Source organism: Candidatus Equadaptatus faecalis, from assembly GCA_018065065.1.
In the GTDB taxonomy this organism is placed as follows: Bacteria; Synergistota; Synergistia; order Synergistales; family Synergistaceae; genus Equadaptatus; species Equadaptatus faecalis.
Genome location: JAGHTZ010000043.1, coordinates 1 through 14,305, shown reverse-complemented (window position 1 = coordinate 14,305; position 14,305 = coordinate 1). Strand labels below are relative to the sequence as shown.

The following is a 14,305-nucleotide window of genomic DNA, read 5'->3' as shown; positions in this document are numbered from 1 at the left end:
CTTTCAGGTATCAGGCAGTCAGCAGTTAAAATTCTGCAAGAATACTCCTCTGACAAAAGAGCTGAAACAGATACTCGGCAGAAACGTATTCAAAATCATACCGGAAGAAATGAAACGCCCCGGGTATATTCCCACAATATCCGTTTATCTGGATAAAGAAAACCGCTGCATGGTGCTCCGCGCCGACCTCGTTGAACACGAAGATTTGATTGTGACGGACGAAAACGGCGAAGCCAAATTTGAACCCGATACGGAATACAAAAAATGAGGACTGAATTGTCCTCGTTTTTTTGCTTCAAATACAAACACGATATACTAAGAATTTTGTTAAATTTACTGGAAAATATTTTAGAATTTTGTTAAAATATGCCCATTGAAATCAAGAATTTTGTTAAGGAGGCGGCGGTATGCTTTACAGAAGGCTTTATGAAACGCTGCTGAAATGGAAATCCGGCGGGACAAACGCACGAAAGGCAATATGCCTTGCCGGAGCAAGGCAGACAGGAAAAACGACGCTTATCCGCGAGTTCGCCAAAGAAAATTACGAATGTTTTGTTGAAATAAACTTTGTCACTGACAGAGACGCCGCGAAAATTTTTTCGGGGGCTCTCGATGCGGACACGCTGACCGCCAATTTGACCGCCTACGCCAGAACTCCCATGCCGGCGGGAAAAACTCTTGTGTTCCTTGACGAAATACAGGAATGTCCGGAAGCGCGGACGGCAATAAAATTTCTTGTCGAAGACGGACGTTACGACTACGCCGAATCGGGCTCGCTGCTCGGCATACGCCATAAAAACGTTAAATCCTACCCCGTGGGCTATGAGGAAATCTACCGTATGTACCCGATGGATTTTTATGAATTTATGCTTGCAAATGGCATACAAAACTCCACTATTGAATACCTGAGGGAATGCTTTGAGAAACACCTGCCGGTCAGCAGCTCCGTACATTCTGCGATATGCAGGCTGTATTACGCGTGGATTGTCGTCGGCGGAATGCCCGAAGCGGTGCAGCGCTACGTTGACAGGCACGACATAGCCGAAGTTATCGGTTATCAAAAAGACATCATTGAACAATACAGACTTGACATCTCAAAATACGCGGAAGGAAGCAGCAAACCCAAAATCAGAGCGGTATTTGACAGACTGCCGTCGCAGCTTGGCGACAAAAACAGGCGTTTTTTCGTTACCTCAATTGACAAAAACGCGCGGCTTCAAAATTACGAGGAAAGCTTCAAATGGCTGGAAGAAGCAGGCGTTGCCCTGCCCTGCAGAAACGTTTCACAGCCTGTTTCTCCCCTTTCGCTGAACGAAAAACACTCTCTGTTCAAGCTTTATATGAACGACACAGGGCTGCTCTGCGCCTCATGTCTTGACAACGTGCAATTCGCGCTGCTGAACGGCGACATGGGAATAAATCTCGGCAGCATACTTGAAAACGCCGTCGCGCAGCAGCTGAAAACAAACGGCTTTACGCTGAACTACTTTGACTCCAAACAGCACGGCGAAACAGATTTCGTACTGCAAAGCGGAAATAACATACTTCCCGTTGAAGTCAAATCAGGCAATGATTACAAAAAGCACAGGGCACTTGACAACCTGCTCGGCGTGGAGGCATGGAACCTGAAACAGGCGTACGTGCTTTGCAAAGACAATCTGCATACGGAAGGGAAAATCTGCTATCTGCCGTGGTATATGTCCGTCTTTATACGTCCGCCGCAGCTTCCGGACAAATTTATCTACAGCATAGACCTCAGCCCGCTTCTGTAGCGCAGCAAAAAACGAGGACTGGATTCGTCCTCGTTTTTTTCGCTTCTGCTCTATATTTTGCTTACGCTTCCCTGCCTCGTTTCTGCTTCTGCGCGACGCCTTTACTGAATTACCAACAGACAGGCGGAGCATACCGCCCCGCCTGAATTTTTGTCCTGTAATTTACTGCACCAGTTTGTTTTTGTTTTTCTTTTTTACCGCAATGACAATTAAAATGAGCAATATCGGGATCACAGCCCACCAAAACACCATAGAAAGGGCTACAATTATTCCTGAGACAAAAAAGCAGCCTACCCATTCCGACACAACAGCGCCCATGCCGAAATATACAACGTCAAAAATCTTGTGATACAGCCAATGTACAAGTATCGTCAGTATTATCAACGGTATATAAATCATATTCTTTCTCCCTTCGGCTTAAAGCGGAGCAACTCTCTATGAGCTGCTCCGCTGAACTCCATAAAATTCGTGTGCAGACGAATTCTATGTTTAGCTGTCTTTTACGGTGCTGTGCCTATTTTTCTTTTTTGAAGAACATCGGCGCGGCAAAGAGCAGTGCAAGCATTCCGAAGCCTGCGTTGCAGCCGCCACCGCCTGAACCTGAATCGCCTGACGGTTTCGGTGTAGGCTCCGGTTCCGGCTGAGGCTCTGGCTGAGGCTCCGGCTCAGGTTTTGTATCTTCTTTTATTTCCGTGATTTTTCCACCGGCTACTTTCGCGACATAAGCAGCAGCTTTTGAGGCAAAGTCGCTCTGTTTTGCGCCGTTTTCCTGTTCAGATACGAAGCTGAGTTTGTATTCTCCGTCAGCAACACCGGCGAAATCAAGCGTAAAACTGCCGTCAGCCGCAGTGTCGCAGTCAGCAAGTTTGGCGTAGTTCAGCACTTTTCCGCTGCTGTTTTTGAGATAAGCCGAAAGATACTGATTTGTGCCTGTCACGGCTCCGCTGAACGTTCCGTTCAGTTTTCCGTCTTCAATTTTCAGATTAACTGTCGGAGCGTTAACTGACGCGTCAATGAATGTTACCTTAAATTCTGTTCCGCTGTAATCTGCAAGGGCAAAACCGGCTCCGAGTGCAACCTCTGACTTTCCGCCTTCCGCTGCTGAAAGGAACGCTACATTAGCAGCGCTGAGTTCGCACGCAGGACGAATTGCCATAATCGTGTCTCTTTTAAATCTTGTGATATCAATATCAGTAAAATTGTTTGCAACTCCCTTTACATAATCAGTAGTCCATCCATCCGCAGGGGAGCGAAGCCAATATCTTATACTACCATCGTAAGATTCTCCTCTATCATAGGTTGATGATAGACCATACACGGGACATTTTTGGGCGAAGGTTGTGAGTGTGATTGCCCTATCATCTTTTCCTGTAACTCCTACAGAACCACCGTCCTTAGCTTCCTCATAGCTAAGAAGATAAAGTTTGTCGTAGGTTTGTACTGGTACTGTAACCTGATACGGTGTTGCCTGACTGTCTGGCATTGTATAGGTATCAGCCATTGCGATCATATCATATTCTTTAGTGCTAAAAGCATCACCTGCAAAACCTTCACCTTTAGTTCTTTCATTTAACGTAGTGCGAATTGGTGCTTTTTCCCACATAGAAGCATCATCTGCCCTACCAGTATAATTCATGTTGTTAAATTTCCCCACATACAATCCCTGATCGGACAGAATTTTAACTGCTGTTTTTCCGTCTTTGTCTTTTGATTTTGCGGACACAAGTTTCCAAGCTATTGCTTCTTTCGGACTGCCGGTGTTTGCGGAAGTTATCCAGTAGTTTCCGAAATAGACAGTATTTGCCGCTTTAACACCGACCTTGCTGTCCGCCGATGCTTTCAAATCTCCGGGGGAAAAGGCTCCGCCTGCGAACGCGGCGCCCGCAAACGCAAATATTGAAAGAGCCGCTGCTATTGCTGATACTTTTTTCATTTTCTTTTCTCTCCTTTTGTTTGAATTTTCGAGAATTACCATACTGTCAACCGTTATAAGATTTTAGCTTTCAGAATCCCTCCTTCGTGTGTCTGCAAAATAGTGTCCGTTGGCAAACACGAGACAAGACAATTTCAGATAGCTATTTCGCAATTTTTCTAATCTTCTCTTCATTTTCAATTAAGATAATCTGCTTCAAAAATTCACTTTCATGTCCGGCAGTTTTTGCAATGTTGAACCACTTTTTAGCTTTGGTGAGATTGCGTTCTAATTTTATGTCGCCACTCACTCCGTAGTAGCATTCGCCAATAAGACACGCAACCTGTATTTTGTCTTCTTTGTTCAATTTTTCGGCCCATTTAATCGCTTTAGTCTCATCCGGTAAAACACTTTTTTTGTTATCTGCACCTTTTTGACCTTTTAAATAATAATAAACAAGCTTCTTTATAGCTTTCCCCTGCAAAAACTCATCATTCGTTTTTGCGGTTTTTTCCAACCAGCTAATAGCTTTTTTATAATCATCCTGCTTCTCGCACCTTTCTACCATCTCGTACATTGCTTGAGGATGTCCATTGTTAGCAGCTTTTTCAGTCCATTTTATTGCAAGTTCAGGACTGTTTGCAAAAAACGCAACTATGCTGCTCATTGCATACATAGCATCTACATGCCCTGCATCAGCAGCTTTCTTGAACCACTGAGAAGCTTTGATTTCATCTTTTTTTTCATATAAATAGAATTGAGCAAGTTCGAACATCGCGTTCTTGTTTCCACTGTTTGCCGCTTTGAGCAAGGCTTGTTCGGACTGCGCTGCCAATACGGGCGTAGCAAACGCGAAAATTACGGATATTACCGCAAACAGAATTGCCGCTTTTTTGATTGTTTTTTTCATCATGTTTCTCTCCTTTAATATTGTATTTTGCATTGCAAAGCGGTATTAACCGCTGACTGCCTCTCTTATCCTCGCTTATTTAAGCCGGACGTCAATGTTTTTTCTGCTTCCGTCATCCGCCATAAACGAAACTGTTATTTTCGCGCCTTCTTTTGCACGCTGTTTTATGTACTCGCGAAGCTCCTGCGCCGAGCAGGTTTTGGTATTCAGCGCATCTACCGTGTACAGGTCAGAGCCTTCAAGAGCCCCTAAGTTTGACATTGCGCTGCCTGACTGTATTTTGGACAGTATCAAATATCCGTCGGGGCTTCTTGATTTGTCTGCAACGTCAAAGCCTGCGCTGTCAAGCATATTAAATTCAGTCTCTTGTACCGTTATTGTCATTTTCGGCGCGGTGCTGAATTCTTTTGTTGTTTTCTCGTACACCCCGACTTCAGGGACACTGGCAGTGACCGTTACCGTTTCATGCGTGCTGTCAACTTCAAATTCGATTGTCTCTTTGTTGTCATACGCCGTTAAAGTTTCGTTGTCGGGATTGGTCGAGCTTTCGGATATTTCAGCAGATATGCCTTTTTGCATAAACAGTTTCCTAAATTTTTTCAGCGCTTCGCTTCCGCCGTATTTTGACGCTGCCGTACAGAAATCATCTGCAAATTTTTCCGAGTGTTCAAGCAGTGTGCTTTTCAGCTTTATCAGCTGCGGGTCATTTTGCTGTCTGTTCTGCTGATTGTTTGACGCACCGCCGAACAACGCGTTCAGTACCGCAAGACCTACTGCTACTTGTTGTACCGTTTTGTCGTCAGCTATTGACGGAGCAGCGAATATGCCAAGTATCAGAACCGCGCCGGTCAGTTTTTTGATTTTTCGGATAATTTTCACCGTTTCCGCCTCCGTTTATTGATTTTCCTGTCTGATACGGCGCAGGTTTTCTTCCCTGCGGCGTTTAGCAGCTTCTTTCGCATCGTTTTTCTGCGCTGCCGTTTTTTGTGCCGATATGTTTTGTTTTTTCGTACGGCGAACTGCTGTTTTGCGCTGTTTGTTTTCCGGACGCGTTTTTTCAGGCTGTGACGCGTAGCCTGCCGAAATAGCTCCCTGCGACTGCATTCCGCTCATTATTTTGTCTATGTTGCGGCGAGCTTCCTCCGCCTCGTCTGTTTCTTTTGTTTCGTCCGTTTTTTGCGGCGTTTTCTGCGCGGCGCTTTTAATCGGTTTTTCCGTTTGCCGCGGCGTTTCCTTCATCTTTGGAACAACTGTACGCGCCGACGTTTTTTTGGTTTGCGCTTCTGTCATTTCTACGTCAGGTTCAATAGTGTTTTTCGCTGTGACGTACACTTTGTCTTTCCAGTATTTGTTTCCTGACGCTACTTTAACGTTGTAAGTTCCTTCTTTTAATGAAATTTTGCAGGGGGTATCAGAAACAAACGCTCCTTCAACGTATAATTTGCCGTTCACGCCGTTGATAACAAGTTCGCCTTTTGTGGTTGAGTCGTACCAGTCGTACACTCCGCCAAGTATTGACAACAACAGAAGAAACTTGAAGAATTTTCTAAGGCGGTGTTTTTTCGGTTTTTGCTGAACAGGCGACGGCGCGTAAGCCTGCTGAGGCTGAACGGTCTGCGCTTGCGTCCGGCTGACGGTTTGTGTTTTTTTTGCTGCTGTTTTTTTAACAGTAGTTTTTTTCACCGCGACAGTCTGATTTTCAAGCAACTCGTTCGCTTCGGCTTTGACAATTTTGTACAGCATATTCGCTGCAAGGCATACTTCCCCGCGGTCAATACCTGTTTCTCTGCTTACTTTGTCAACGTCTTTTTGCGCGATTTTCTTAAGCCGCGCCGTGTCGTTAGACGACAGCAGTTCACCGGCAAAATCCAACTCGATGAGTTCTCTCATCGCCTGTTTCAAATCCGCATCGTACACGTAATCGCCGATGACGCCTTTCAGTTTTGTTTTGTCGCTCAGTATCTTCTGATTGGCGAATAAAAGATTTTGAATGTTACTTATTATCTTTTCGTTTTTTACTTCCATTGAATCCATCTCCGCAAACATCCGCCCACGCCCGCCGAATTTTTTTCTTCCTTCGCCGTTTCTGTGTCCTCGTTCTGCGTTGTTTTTGCAACGTCTGTATCAGCTGCGACCGCTGCGTTTTCTTCTGCCTGAATTTTAAGAATACCGGCTACGGATATATCGTCGTGACTGCCTTTTTCCGACATTCGCGGCAGGTAGTCCTGCAATTCGCCTTCCGCCGTTTCCCATGCTTTTTCTTTGTCAGCAAACGAACTGTAAACCGCTTTGTAGAAGGCATACATTTTTTCTTCATCGCGGAAGCTGTCCTCCACTCCGTCGGACGCGATAAATACTGCTTTGGGAAATTTTTCCGAGAAGCAGCTGCGAAATTCATTTATTGAACTGCTGTCACAAATTGAAGTTGTAGCAGTTCCTTCGCATTTGTCGTCCCACGGCACAGGCTGGCTGAAATTATCCTCATCATCGAGCATAACGCATCTGCCGTCGCCGATTTGCAGCGCAAACCAATACTCTTTCGTAAAAACCACCGTTATAAGCGTTGTCCCATAAGCAGGCTGAAAACGTCCGTTTTCGTATCTGACTTTTGCTTTGTCAGAGATTATCGCCTTTTCTTCTTCAGTAAGCGGATTTTCAGCCCAGTCTGCTGAAACTTTTTCGTCCCACCGCGCGATTATGCTTGTTTCAAGCTGCCTGAACATTTCTTTTCTGCGTTTTTCGGTACGAAGTTTTTCTATGTCAGCCTCTGCGACAAATTCAGCTACACAGCTTTCCGCCGACTCTGCCGCAAAGCGTGAACCTTTTTCGCTTCTGACGTAATCATCTCCGCCGTGTCCGTCGCATACCGCAATCAAGGAATATGTCTCTGTATCATTTTTCAGAGCATAGTCTTCGCAAGGACGGTTTTTCGCAATATGTGAAGATCCTATTGTTCTGACCGCAAACGGTTTGAATTCAGTTTTTTGTCCGTCCTTAATCAAAATCATCGTCTATAGCTCCGGCGGCTGCCTCAGCGGCATCTGCCTGAAAACCTGTCGCAAAGTCCTGCATTTTGCTTGATATTGCGCCTGACGCCGCGCCCGTAGATATTCCCGTGCTTTTGCTTCCAATTTGTGAAGCTCTTACGCTGACAAATTTTATTAGTTTCATAAGGGCTTCCGGCGAATGGGCTTCTATAACCGTTTCTGTTGTCCCAGTAAATTCCGCAAGCACATCTTTGTCGGCATCTTCACCGATAGCGATTGCAACTTTAATAGCCTTCTGGAACCATTTGTTTTCTTTGAGTTTCGCCAGTTCTTTCTGATATTCGTCAAGCGGTTCCCCGTCTGACATAAGGAATATGGCCGGCGCGTATGAGCCTGTAGCTTCCTGCATAAACGCGTTGCGCGAAAGTTTTTCGCAAAGCGCCCTGCAAGCTTCGCCGAGATATGTGCCGCCCCCTACATCAAGATCGTCCCAACGGAAATTTTCGGCTTCAACAGGCTGCGGCGTTATCCATTCAGCGTTATTGTCAAATTTCATCGCGGCGATTTTTATTTCCGCGTCGGCATTGTCCGAAGATAATTTCGCTATTTCAGGAACAACTTCCGCAACTGCCTGATTAACCGCTCCGATTTTTGTCCCAGCCATACTTCCTGATGTGTCCACCACAAAGAACAAAACCATGCATCTGCGGGCAACTTCTACGGTATCGTCATAAAGTCCCATAATGTATCTCCCCTTTATATTAGTTTGTCAGAATTACTTCGCCGTTCACACTGCTGTTGAATTTGAATTTCAAGCCAGAGCCTAGTACGACTGTTTTGCCGTTTTCCAAAGTTACGCTGCTTCCGTCGTTTAACTCTACCGTCCAGCTGTTGCCTGACAGATTTTTCAAGCCAAGTTTCACCGGCGTTGATTTGCCGAGCAGCACTTCTCCGACAATTTCTTTGTAGTCGTTGTCATTGGAACTGTCCGTATGGCATTTGTAAAGTTTGCTGTGCGGATACAGCGCTACCGTGTTGTCAATCAATCCGCCTTTTATTTTCAGTGCAAAGGTTTTCGGCATTTTTTTGCCGCAGTTTATGCAGGTCGGCTCGGCAGCGTTTACGTCCAAGAAAGTTCCTGAGCCGCAGTGCGGGCAGCTTACGGTTATGTCTCTGAGTTTCACAAAGAGTTTCTGCCACTCGTTTTCAAGAATCCTGTGAGTTGAATCTGCTCCGGTCATAAATTCTTTGCTGAACGATTTTTTGAACGCATCCTGTATGAATTTTGGATATACCGGCCAAAGCTTTATCGCGTTTCTGTGAACGCCCTGAACAGGCTTATTTGCTCCGCTGTCGTCAAATATAAATACGGGGTCTGTGCCATAGAATTTTCTTTCAAATTCCTCCGACATACAGGCCACGGATGTTCCTGAACCTTCCAGAGGGTGATTGAGAAACAGCATCATAAACAGCACTACTGCAAGCGAGAACTGGTCGGTGTGCTTGTCCGGGACTTTTTTGCCGGTTACAACTTCAGGCGCCATATAGCGGCATTTTCCCGCAATACCAAGATTTACGCCGTACGGGGCTACATTGTCGTTGTCGCAGATAAGTACATCGCCGTTTTCAGGATTTATAAAGAAGTTGCCATCGTTCAAATCCTGATAACTCAACCCTTTGCGGTGCAGTTCCCTGAAACCGTTGACGATAGACAGCGCCGCATTAACAACCGCATGCAGCGATTTGAAATGACTTTTGGCAAGAAGGAATGAGCCGAATTCTTCATATCCGCTTGGTCTCAGCGCCATAAGATAGCCGAAACTGCCGTTATATTCCTCCGTAATAAATTCCGGCCAGAGAAATACAGGAGAAGGCGCGCCGATTTTTATATTGCTCTCAATGTTCTTGTAAAATTGTTTGGGTTCCTTCATCTTCCCTGCAAAATACCACTTCAGCGCATACTGTTTGCCTTGATATTCCACTCTGTAGACAATACCCTGACCTCCCTCGCCAAGCTTGCAGAGAATTTTGGTTTCTCCGCCCTGCTTAACGGGAATTCTGTCTCCCTGACTAAATTCCGCCATAAAATTTTCCCCTTTCCTACATTCCTGCATTTGCCTGCAAGCGTGTACACAAGCCAATTTCCGACAGACACAAGCATCCCATGCTAAATTTATTTCGCTTTGAGCCCGTTTAATGTAAAAATACTAACGCTTAAAGCTTATTTAGTCAATGCTTAAAGTCTATTATATTTTAGCTTTTAATGATAGATACTAACAATGCATGGAGGTATTATGTAATGCTTGGAGAGAGAATTAAGGACTTCAGAACGGCTGTGAGAATGACTCAGGAAGAGCTTGCAGAGAAATTGTTTGTGTCCGTGGGCTATATTTCTGAAATTGAAACAGGAAAGAAAAGTCCGTCGCTTCAGCTTCTTGTCCAGATTATCGATCTGCTCGGCTGTTCGCCGAATGAATTGTTTGAATACAAGGAAAAAGAGGACAAGTGCGAACGGTGCAGTTTCAAAAATAATGACAATACTGTTTCGGAAACGCTTGAGCTTTTGACAAAGCTGGGACCCGATGAGAAATTCAAAGTTTACAGCTACGTAAAGGATCAGTTCTTTATTTCAGAGGTCAAGGCAAAAAGATAACTCCGCCGAGTTCAGCACAGGCGGAGTTGTTTTTTTATGTACGTTTGACGACGTTATATCAGTTTCAATAATTTCAGCGCAAATTTGTCAAGTAAAACTCAGCACATTTGTTCAACTTACGCGGCGAATTACATTGAACAACATCTGGGGTATAAGGTAACAGAGAAACTGACACCAATGCAGCTGTCTGCGAAATTAACAAAAGCTTCTTCTGTTTATTGTGTTGTGCTTTGTGTCCTGTTTTTAAGGTCGAAACTGCAGTATCAGCTAAGAAGATACCGTGCGTTTGTATTTTTGCAAACGGCTGTTCGGTTTGTCCGGTATTGTATATTCCAGCAGTCCGTTTTCGCGAAGCATAGCTATTTTCCCTCGAATGTAGCTGTTTGCTTTTGTATATCCAAGTTCTTTGGCAATTTCTGTTGCCGATATATCTTTTTCACAACACAACGATAAAATTTTTCTGTCAATATTCTGTAAATTTAACTTGCCGGTCAACTTGTCACCCGACTTGCCACCTGCTTCAACGGAATTCCGAATATCCTCTTGTTCGGAAATCCTTGAAGTTGCAAGCATTTTGCTGTTTTCTAAGGCTTCTTGCTTGTCATCCGACTTGCCACTCAACTTGCCACCAGATACGTCTTGCGGTCTATAAAATACTGATACGAATCCGGCTTTTGTTGTTTTAAATTCAACTTTTATTCCTGCTTCAGAGCAGCTTTGAACTATGCGTTTAAGTCCGGTACCAAAGTTTTCCGCATCCTGCGAGTAGTATAGTATCTGCGCTATAAGCGGATTTCTTCTCACGGGACGTTCACTGGCTTTTATAAAATCTTCCGGTTGGTAACCGCTTGGAAAGCTGCCCGGATTGTAAATTTCTATTCTGTCTTTGAAGATTGCCACTTCATTGGCTTCCATAACAGCGTAATTCTTATGGCAGAATGAATTCACTATGGCTTCCCTTAATGCTTCAACCGGTATTTCTGGAATTTCTTTTCTCTGCATTGATCCGTCAAATTTTACTTTCCAGTTGATATTGCTGCGGACATACAATTCCGCCGCGTCTATCAGCGTAAATATATCGCCGTGCATACGTTTTATATCGTTAAACGTCAATCTTTCGCCCGTAGCAAATATTGCCATTTGCAATTCTGCCATTTCACTTTCGCAAAACAACACTTTTCCGGCATTAAGCAGTTTTCCGTCCAACGTAAGGAACAATTTATTTAAAACAGTTTTCTTGTCTGTATATTCTAGATTTATGCGTTTTTTGTCTTTAGCTTTGTCAAGATAGCGTTTTAACAACTTCTCATCTACAGCTTCAATATCTGTATTGGAAATTTTGTTTTCCCACTTGTCTGCAAAGCTGTTTTTATTCAGAATATATCTTTCAAGTTCGCTTGGCGACATATCCAAATCGCTGTCGGCAACTCTTATTTTTGCTTTTCCGTTTGCGTAATAGGGCTGTTCGACTCCTTCAAATTTTATGCGGATGCAGTTTTTGTCTTCTATCGTGACACATGATATTTCAGGATAAATTTTAGGCGCTATCGCATTGCTTATGGCAATGCCTATATCACGCAGTGTTTGTTCCGTTACTGTCTGTCCAATAATTTTGCCTCCTGATGCTATGCCAAAGTACACTTCACCCTTCCCGTGCTTGTTTAGTATGGCACAAATGGAATTTATAGCCTCTTTTGTTTCGGCTGTCGTTTTTTTGAATTCAAGCGTCTCTGTTTCAATTCCAAATCCCATCATGCCGCACCTCCCGCTCGTCAATAATAAATGTAGTTCTGCTGTGCGATATTATAAGCCAAATATTTGCGCAATTCTTCTCCGGTTTTTCTTATTTCACCATGTCAGAATATTTTATCAAACTGACACTGCCGAGTTCTTTCGCTGCTTTTACACAGCCGGCGGTAAAACCTTTTTTTGAGAAAAGGTAATAATGCTTTTGTTTATGAGCAAACAGCTGACTTCTTTCAAAAAGCGTCTGCAAAACATCGGCTCCCGTTTTTTCGTTCTCCCATTTGCATTCGCAAAATATTGCATTGTCTCTGTTTTCTTCGCCCATAATGTCTATTTCCGTCTGCTCATGCTTGACAGGGTCGTTGCCCCACCAGCGTCCGAGCGAGTTAAAAACGACAGGCGTTTTACCCTCAAGCAGTTTGCGCCACAGGTACTGTCTGCATATTTCTTCAAATACCTGTCCCATATACGACGAAAGCTGCGGGGCTATACGCGAATAGGCAAGTTCCACACCTCCGCGCAAAATCACTGAGCTGTTGTCCGGTATAAATCTGTACCAGAAACGGAACATATTGTCCGCCAGTCTGTATATCGCCTTTCTTGACATTTTTTCGCCGTACGGCATTTCCTTTTGTACAATACCCAGGTCAACAAGATTTTTCAGGTAGACCGTGCAAACGTTGCTTTGTTCGCCTACTTTCGTTGATATTTCGGACATTTTAGAGGCTCCTGAGGCAACGGCCGATATAACCGCGTTATAGACTGCAGGCTCGCGAACCTCCTGTTTCAGAAGATTTTGCGGTTCTTCAAAAATAAATGACGATGGATTCAAAAAAATATTTTTGATGTTCTCTTCTACAGACAGGCTCGCTTCCGTCTGCAAGAGGTATTGCGGTGTTCCTCCAAGCATACCGTAAAACAGTGCCTGTTCTTCTGTCGTTTTACCGTTCAGCATAAGTCTCGCGCTGAAAAAATCAAACGGCAGAATTTTCATCTGCGCAGTACGTCTGCCGTATAGCGGAGCCTTGTAGGACAGCACTTCTTTTTCCATGTATGACATGGACGAACCGCACAAAATCAGCATAAGCTTTGATTTTTCACGGTATTTGTCAATCAGAAGCTGCAGTGTTGAGGCAAGGCTTTTTGAACTGGCAGCTGCGTACGGGTACTCATCAATTGCAAGTATGAGGCGTTTGTTTTCCGACATTTTAAAGACATGTTCCAGCGCTTCCTGAAACGACGAAAAAGAGAGTCCATCTGCATTAAAAGAGGAGTATTCAAAAATGCTCCGGCTAAAATTCTCCAGATTCTGTTTCTCGCTGCTTTCAACACCCGTAAAATATACGGCAGGTCTGCTTTCGAGAAATTTGTTAATCAGCGCAGTCTTCCCAATGCGCCTGCGCCCGTACATAACAACAAATTCAAACCGTTCCGAATTAAACAGTTTATTGAGCGTCTCAAGTTCGCGTTCTCTTCCTACAAACATACCTTTCACCTTCAAGCAAATTTCTCGTAACCGCAATATTTTATAGCACTTTATAAAAATTTAGTCAAGTACGATTTGCCAAATCGTACTTGACTAAATTGTCAACCAACCTAAAGTCTAACCTACCGCCAACCTAAAGTCAAGTGCGGAATATTCAGCAGCAGACGGCGTTTGCACCGCTTACCATTTGTAGATGCAAATATGGGCGCCCTGCTCAACCGTGCGGAGTATTTCTTTCATAACGTCTTCGGGAACAGCTATGCAGCCTGCGGTGTATTCGTGTTCTCCATAGCAGTGCAGGAATATGCCCGAGCCTTTGCCCCACTCGTTTTCTTTGTTGTAGTCAATCGCAAGCGCGTAAGCGTAGGCTTTCGTGTATTCAATCAGATGTTCGCTGTTTTCGCTGCATTTGTGCTGAATTTTTGAGGTATCAACAAAGAGGTTGTAATATTCTTTGTCCCCGCACCAGTACATGCTGTCCGTCAGTTTTGTGTAAGCAATTTTGCTTCCCGGGTCTTCTTCAACGCCGAATGCCATTGTAAATTTATAGTCGCCGAGCGGCGTTTTCATGTCGCCTTCTTTTGTTTTGCCCGTTCCCGCTTTTCCGATAAAGGCTTTGCTCTGAATTTTTCTTTCCCATTTGCCGTTTTCTTTGACGTACAGCCGCAGTTTTGCTTTCGACAGCCATGTCTGTTTTACCAAAATAAGCTGCTGAACGCTGTCGTCAGTTAAATACTGTTTCAGATATTTTCTTTCGGAACCGCACAAATTAAGCAGCGCAAAAAACAGCAGCACCGCACACACAAGAATTATGAATATTTGTTTGTTAATTTTCATAA

The 14,305-nt window shown here is 44.2% G+C and carries 14 protein-coding genes; 3 read left to right on the top strand and 11 right to left on the bottom strand.

Annotation, left to right across the window (positions count from 1 at the left end; all coding sequences use genetic code 11):
* Together KBS54_03640 and KBS54_03635 are read left to right on the top strand one after the other, a co-directional pair.
* A partial coding sequence (locus KBS54_03640) for a hypothetical protein (GenBank protein ID MBQ0055223.1) occupies positions 1-268 on the top strand: 268 nt, incomplete at its 5' end.
* Positions 269-407: 139 nt separating this feature from the next.
* Complete coding sequence (locus tag KBS54_03635; protein MBQ0055222.1) at positions 408-1,772, top strand: ATP-binding protein; 1,365 nt, start codon at positions 408-410, stop codon at positions 1,770-1,772.
* A 162-nt stretch (positions 1,773-1,934) separates the two neighbouring features.
* Here the strand turns inward: KBS54_03635 and KBS54_03630 are convergent, their stop codons facing one another.
* From KBS54_03630 to KBS54_03595, 8 genes are all read right to left on the bottom strand, one after another.
* Complete coding sequence (locus tag KBS54_03630; GenBank protein ID MBQ0055221.1) at positions 1,935-2,171, bottom strand: hypothetical protein; 237 nt, start codon at positions 2,169-2,171, stop codon at positions 1,935-1,937.
* A gap of 115 nt (positions 2,172-2,286) precedes the next feature.
* Positions 2,287-3,705, bottom strand: coding sequence for an SYNERG-CTERM sorting domain-containing protein (locus tag KBS54_03625; protein MBQ0055220.1), 1,419 nt, complete (start codon positions 3,703-3,705; stop codon positions 2,287-2,289).
* 142 nt (positions 3,706-3,847) lie between these two features.
* A complete protein-coding gene (locus KBS54_03620) occupies positions 3,848-4,594 on the bottom strand; it encodes a sel1 repeat family protein (GenBank protein ID MBQ0055219.1) in 747 nt (248 codons plus the stop codon).
* A 75-nt stretch (positions 4,595-4,669) separates the two neighbouring features.
* Positions 4,670-5,473, bottom strand: a complete 804-nt coding sequence (locus tag KBS54_03615; GenBank protein MBQ0055218.1) for a hypothetical protein — start codon at positions 5,471-5,473, stop codon at positions 4,670-4,672.
* Between the two features lie 15 nt (positions 5,474-5,488).
* Positions 5,489-6,619 carry a PEGA domain-containing protein gene (locus KBS54_03610; GenBank protein ID MBQ0055217.1) on the bottom strand — a complete coding sequence of 377 codons (1,131 nt, stop codon included), beginning with the start codon at positions 6,617-6,619 and terminating at the stop codon, positions 5,489-5,491.
* The gene (locus tag KBS54_03605; GenBank protein MBQ0055216.1) at positions 6,610-7,602 is read right to left on the bottom strand and encodes a protein phosphatase 2C domain-containing protein; all 993 of its coding nucleotides are present in this window, start codon (positions 7,600-7,602) and stop codon (positions 6,610-6,612) included. Before KBS54_03605 ends, KBS54_03610 begins: the two co-directional genes overlap by 10 nt.
* Positions 7,589-8,323 (bottom strand): VWA domain-containing protein, encoded by a 735-nt coding sequence (locus tag KBS54_03600; GenBank protein MBQ0055215.1) that lies wholly within the window; start codon positions 8,321-8,323, stop codon positions 7,589-7,591. Before KBS54_03600 ends, KBS54_03605 begins: the two co-directional genes overlap by 14 nt.
* Positions 8,324-8,342: 19 nt before the next feature.
* Complete coding sequence (locus KBS54_03595; GenBank protein MBQ0055214.1) at positions 8,343-9,665, bottom strand: serine/threonine protein kinase; 1,323 nt, start codon at positions 9,663-9,665, stop codon at positions 8,343-8,345.
* Positions 9,666-9,880: 215 nt separating this feature from the next.
* Between KBS54_03595 and KBS54_03590 the strand changes: the two genes are divergently transcribed.
* Positions 9,881-10,234: a helix-turn-helix transcriptional regulator gene (locus KBS54_03590; GenBank protein ID MBQ0055213.1), complete on the top strand. Its 354-nt coding sequence runs from the start codon at positions 9,881-9,883 to the stop codon at positions 10,232-10,234.
* 267 nt (positions 10,235-10,501) lie between these two features.
* On the opposite strand, the gene KBS54_03585 is transcribed toward KBS54_03590, so the two are convergent.
* From KBS54_03585 to KBS54_03575, 3 genes are all read right to left on the bottom strand, one after another.
* A complete protein-coding gene (locus tag KBS54_03585; protein MBQ0055212.1) occupies positions 10,502-11,989 on the bottom strand; it encodes a putative DNA binding domain-containing protein in 1,488 nt (495 codons plus the stop codon).
* Between the two features lie 88 nt (positions 11,990-12,077).
* The gene (locus KBS54_03580; GenBank protein ID MBQ0055211.1) at positions 12,078-13,466 is read right to left on the bottom strand and encodes an ATP-binding protein; all 1,389 of its coding nucleotides are present in this window, start codon (positions 13,464-13,466) and stop codon (positions 12,078-12,080) included.
* Between the two features lie 180 nt (positions 13,467-13,646).
* Positions 13,647-14,305: L,D-transpeptidase family protein (locus tag KBS54_03575; GenBank protein ID MBQ0055210.1), on the bottom strand; the 659-nt coding region annotated here is incomplete at its 5' end.

Coding starts and splice junctions, on each gene's coding strand:
- KBS54_03610 (MBQ0055217.1), bottom strand. CDS start 6,619: ATGGAAGTAAAAAACGAAAAGATAATAAGTAACATTCAAAATCTTTTA.
- KBS54_03600 (MBQ0055215.1), bottom strand. CDS start 8,323: ATGGGACTTTATGACGATACCGTAGAAGTTGCCCGCAGATGCATGGTT.
- KBS54_03630 (MBQ0055221.1), bottom strand. CDS start 2,171: ATGATTTATATACCGTTGATAATACTGACGATACTTGTACATTGGCTG.
- KBS54_03585 (MBQ0055212.1), bottom strand. CDS start 11,989: ATGATGGGATTTGGAATTGAAACAGAGACGCTTGAATTCAAAAAAACG.
- KBS54_03595 (MBQ0055214.1), bottom strand. CDS start 9,665: ATGGCGGAATTTAGTCAGGGAGACAGAATTCCCGTTAAGCAGGGCGGA.
- KBS54_03580 (MBQ0055211.1), bottom strand. CDS start 13,466: ATGTTTGTAGGAAGAGAACGCGAACTTGAGACGCTCAATAAACTGTTT.
- KBS54_03635 (MBQ0055222.1), top strand. CDS start 408: ATGCTTTACAGAAGGCTTTATGAAACGCTGCTGAAATGGAAATCCGGC.
- KBS54_03625 (MBQ0055220.1), bottom strand. CDS start 3,705: ATGAAAAAAGTATCAGCAATAGCAGCGGCTCTTTCAATATTTGCGTTT.
- KBS54_03620 (MBQ0055219.1), bottom strand. CDS start 4,594: ATGAAAAAAACAATCAAAAAAGCGGCAATTCTGTTTGCGGTAATATCC.
- KBS54_03605 (MBQ0055216.1), bottom strand. CDS start 7,602: ATGATTTTGATTAAGGACGGACAAAAAACTGAATTCAAACCGTTTGCG.
- KBS54_03590 (MBQ0055213.1), top strand. CDS start 9,881: ATGCTTGGAGAGAGAATTAAGGACTTCAGAACGGCTGTGAGAATGACT.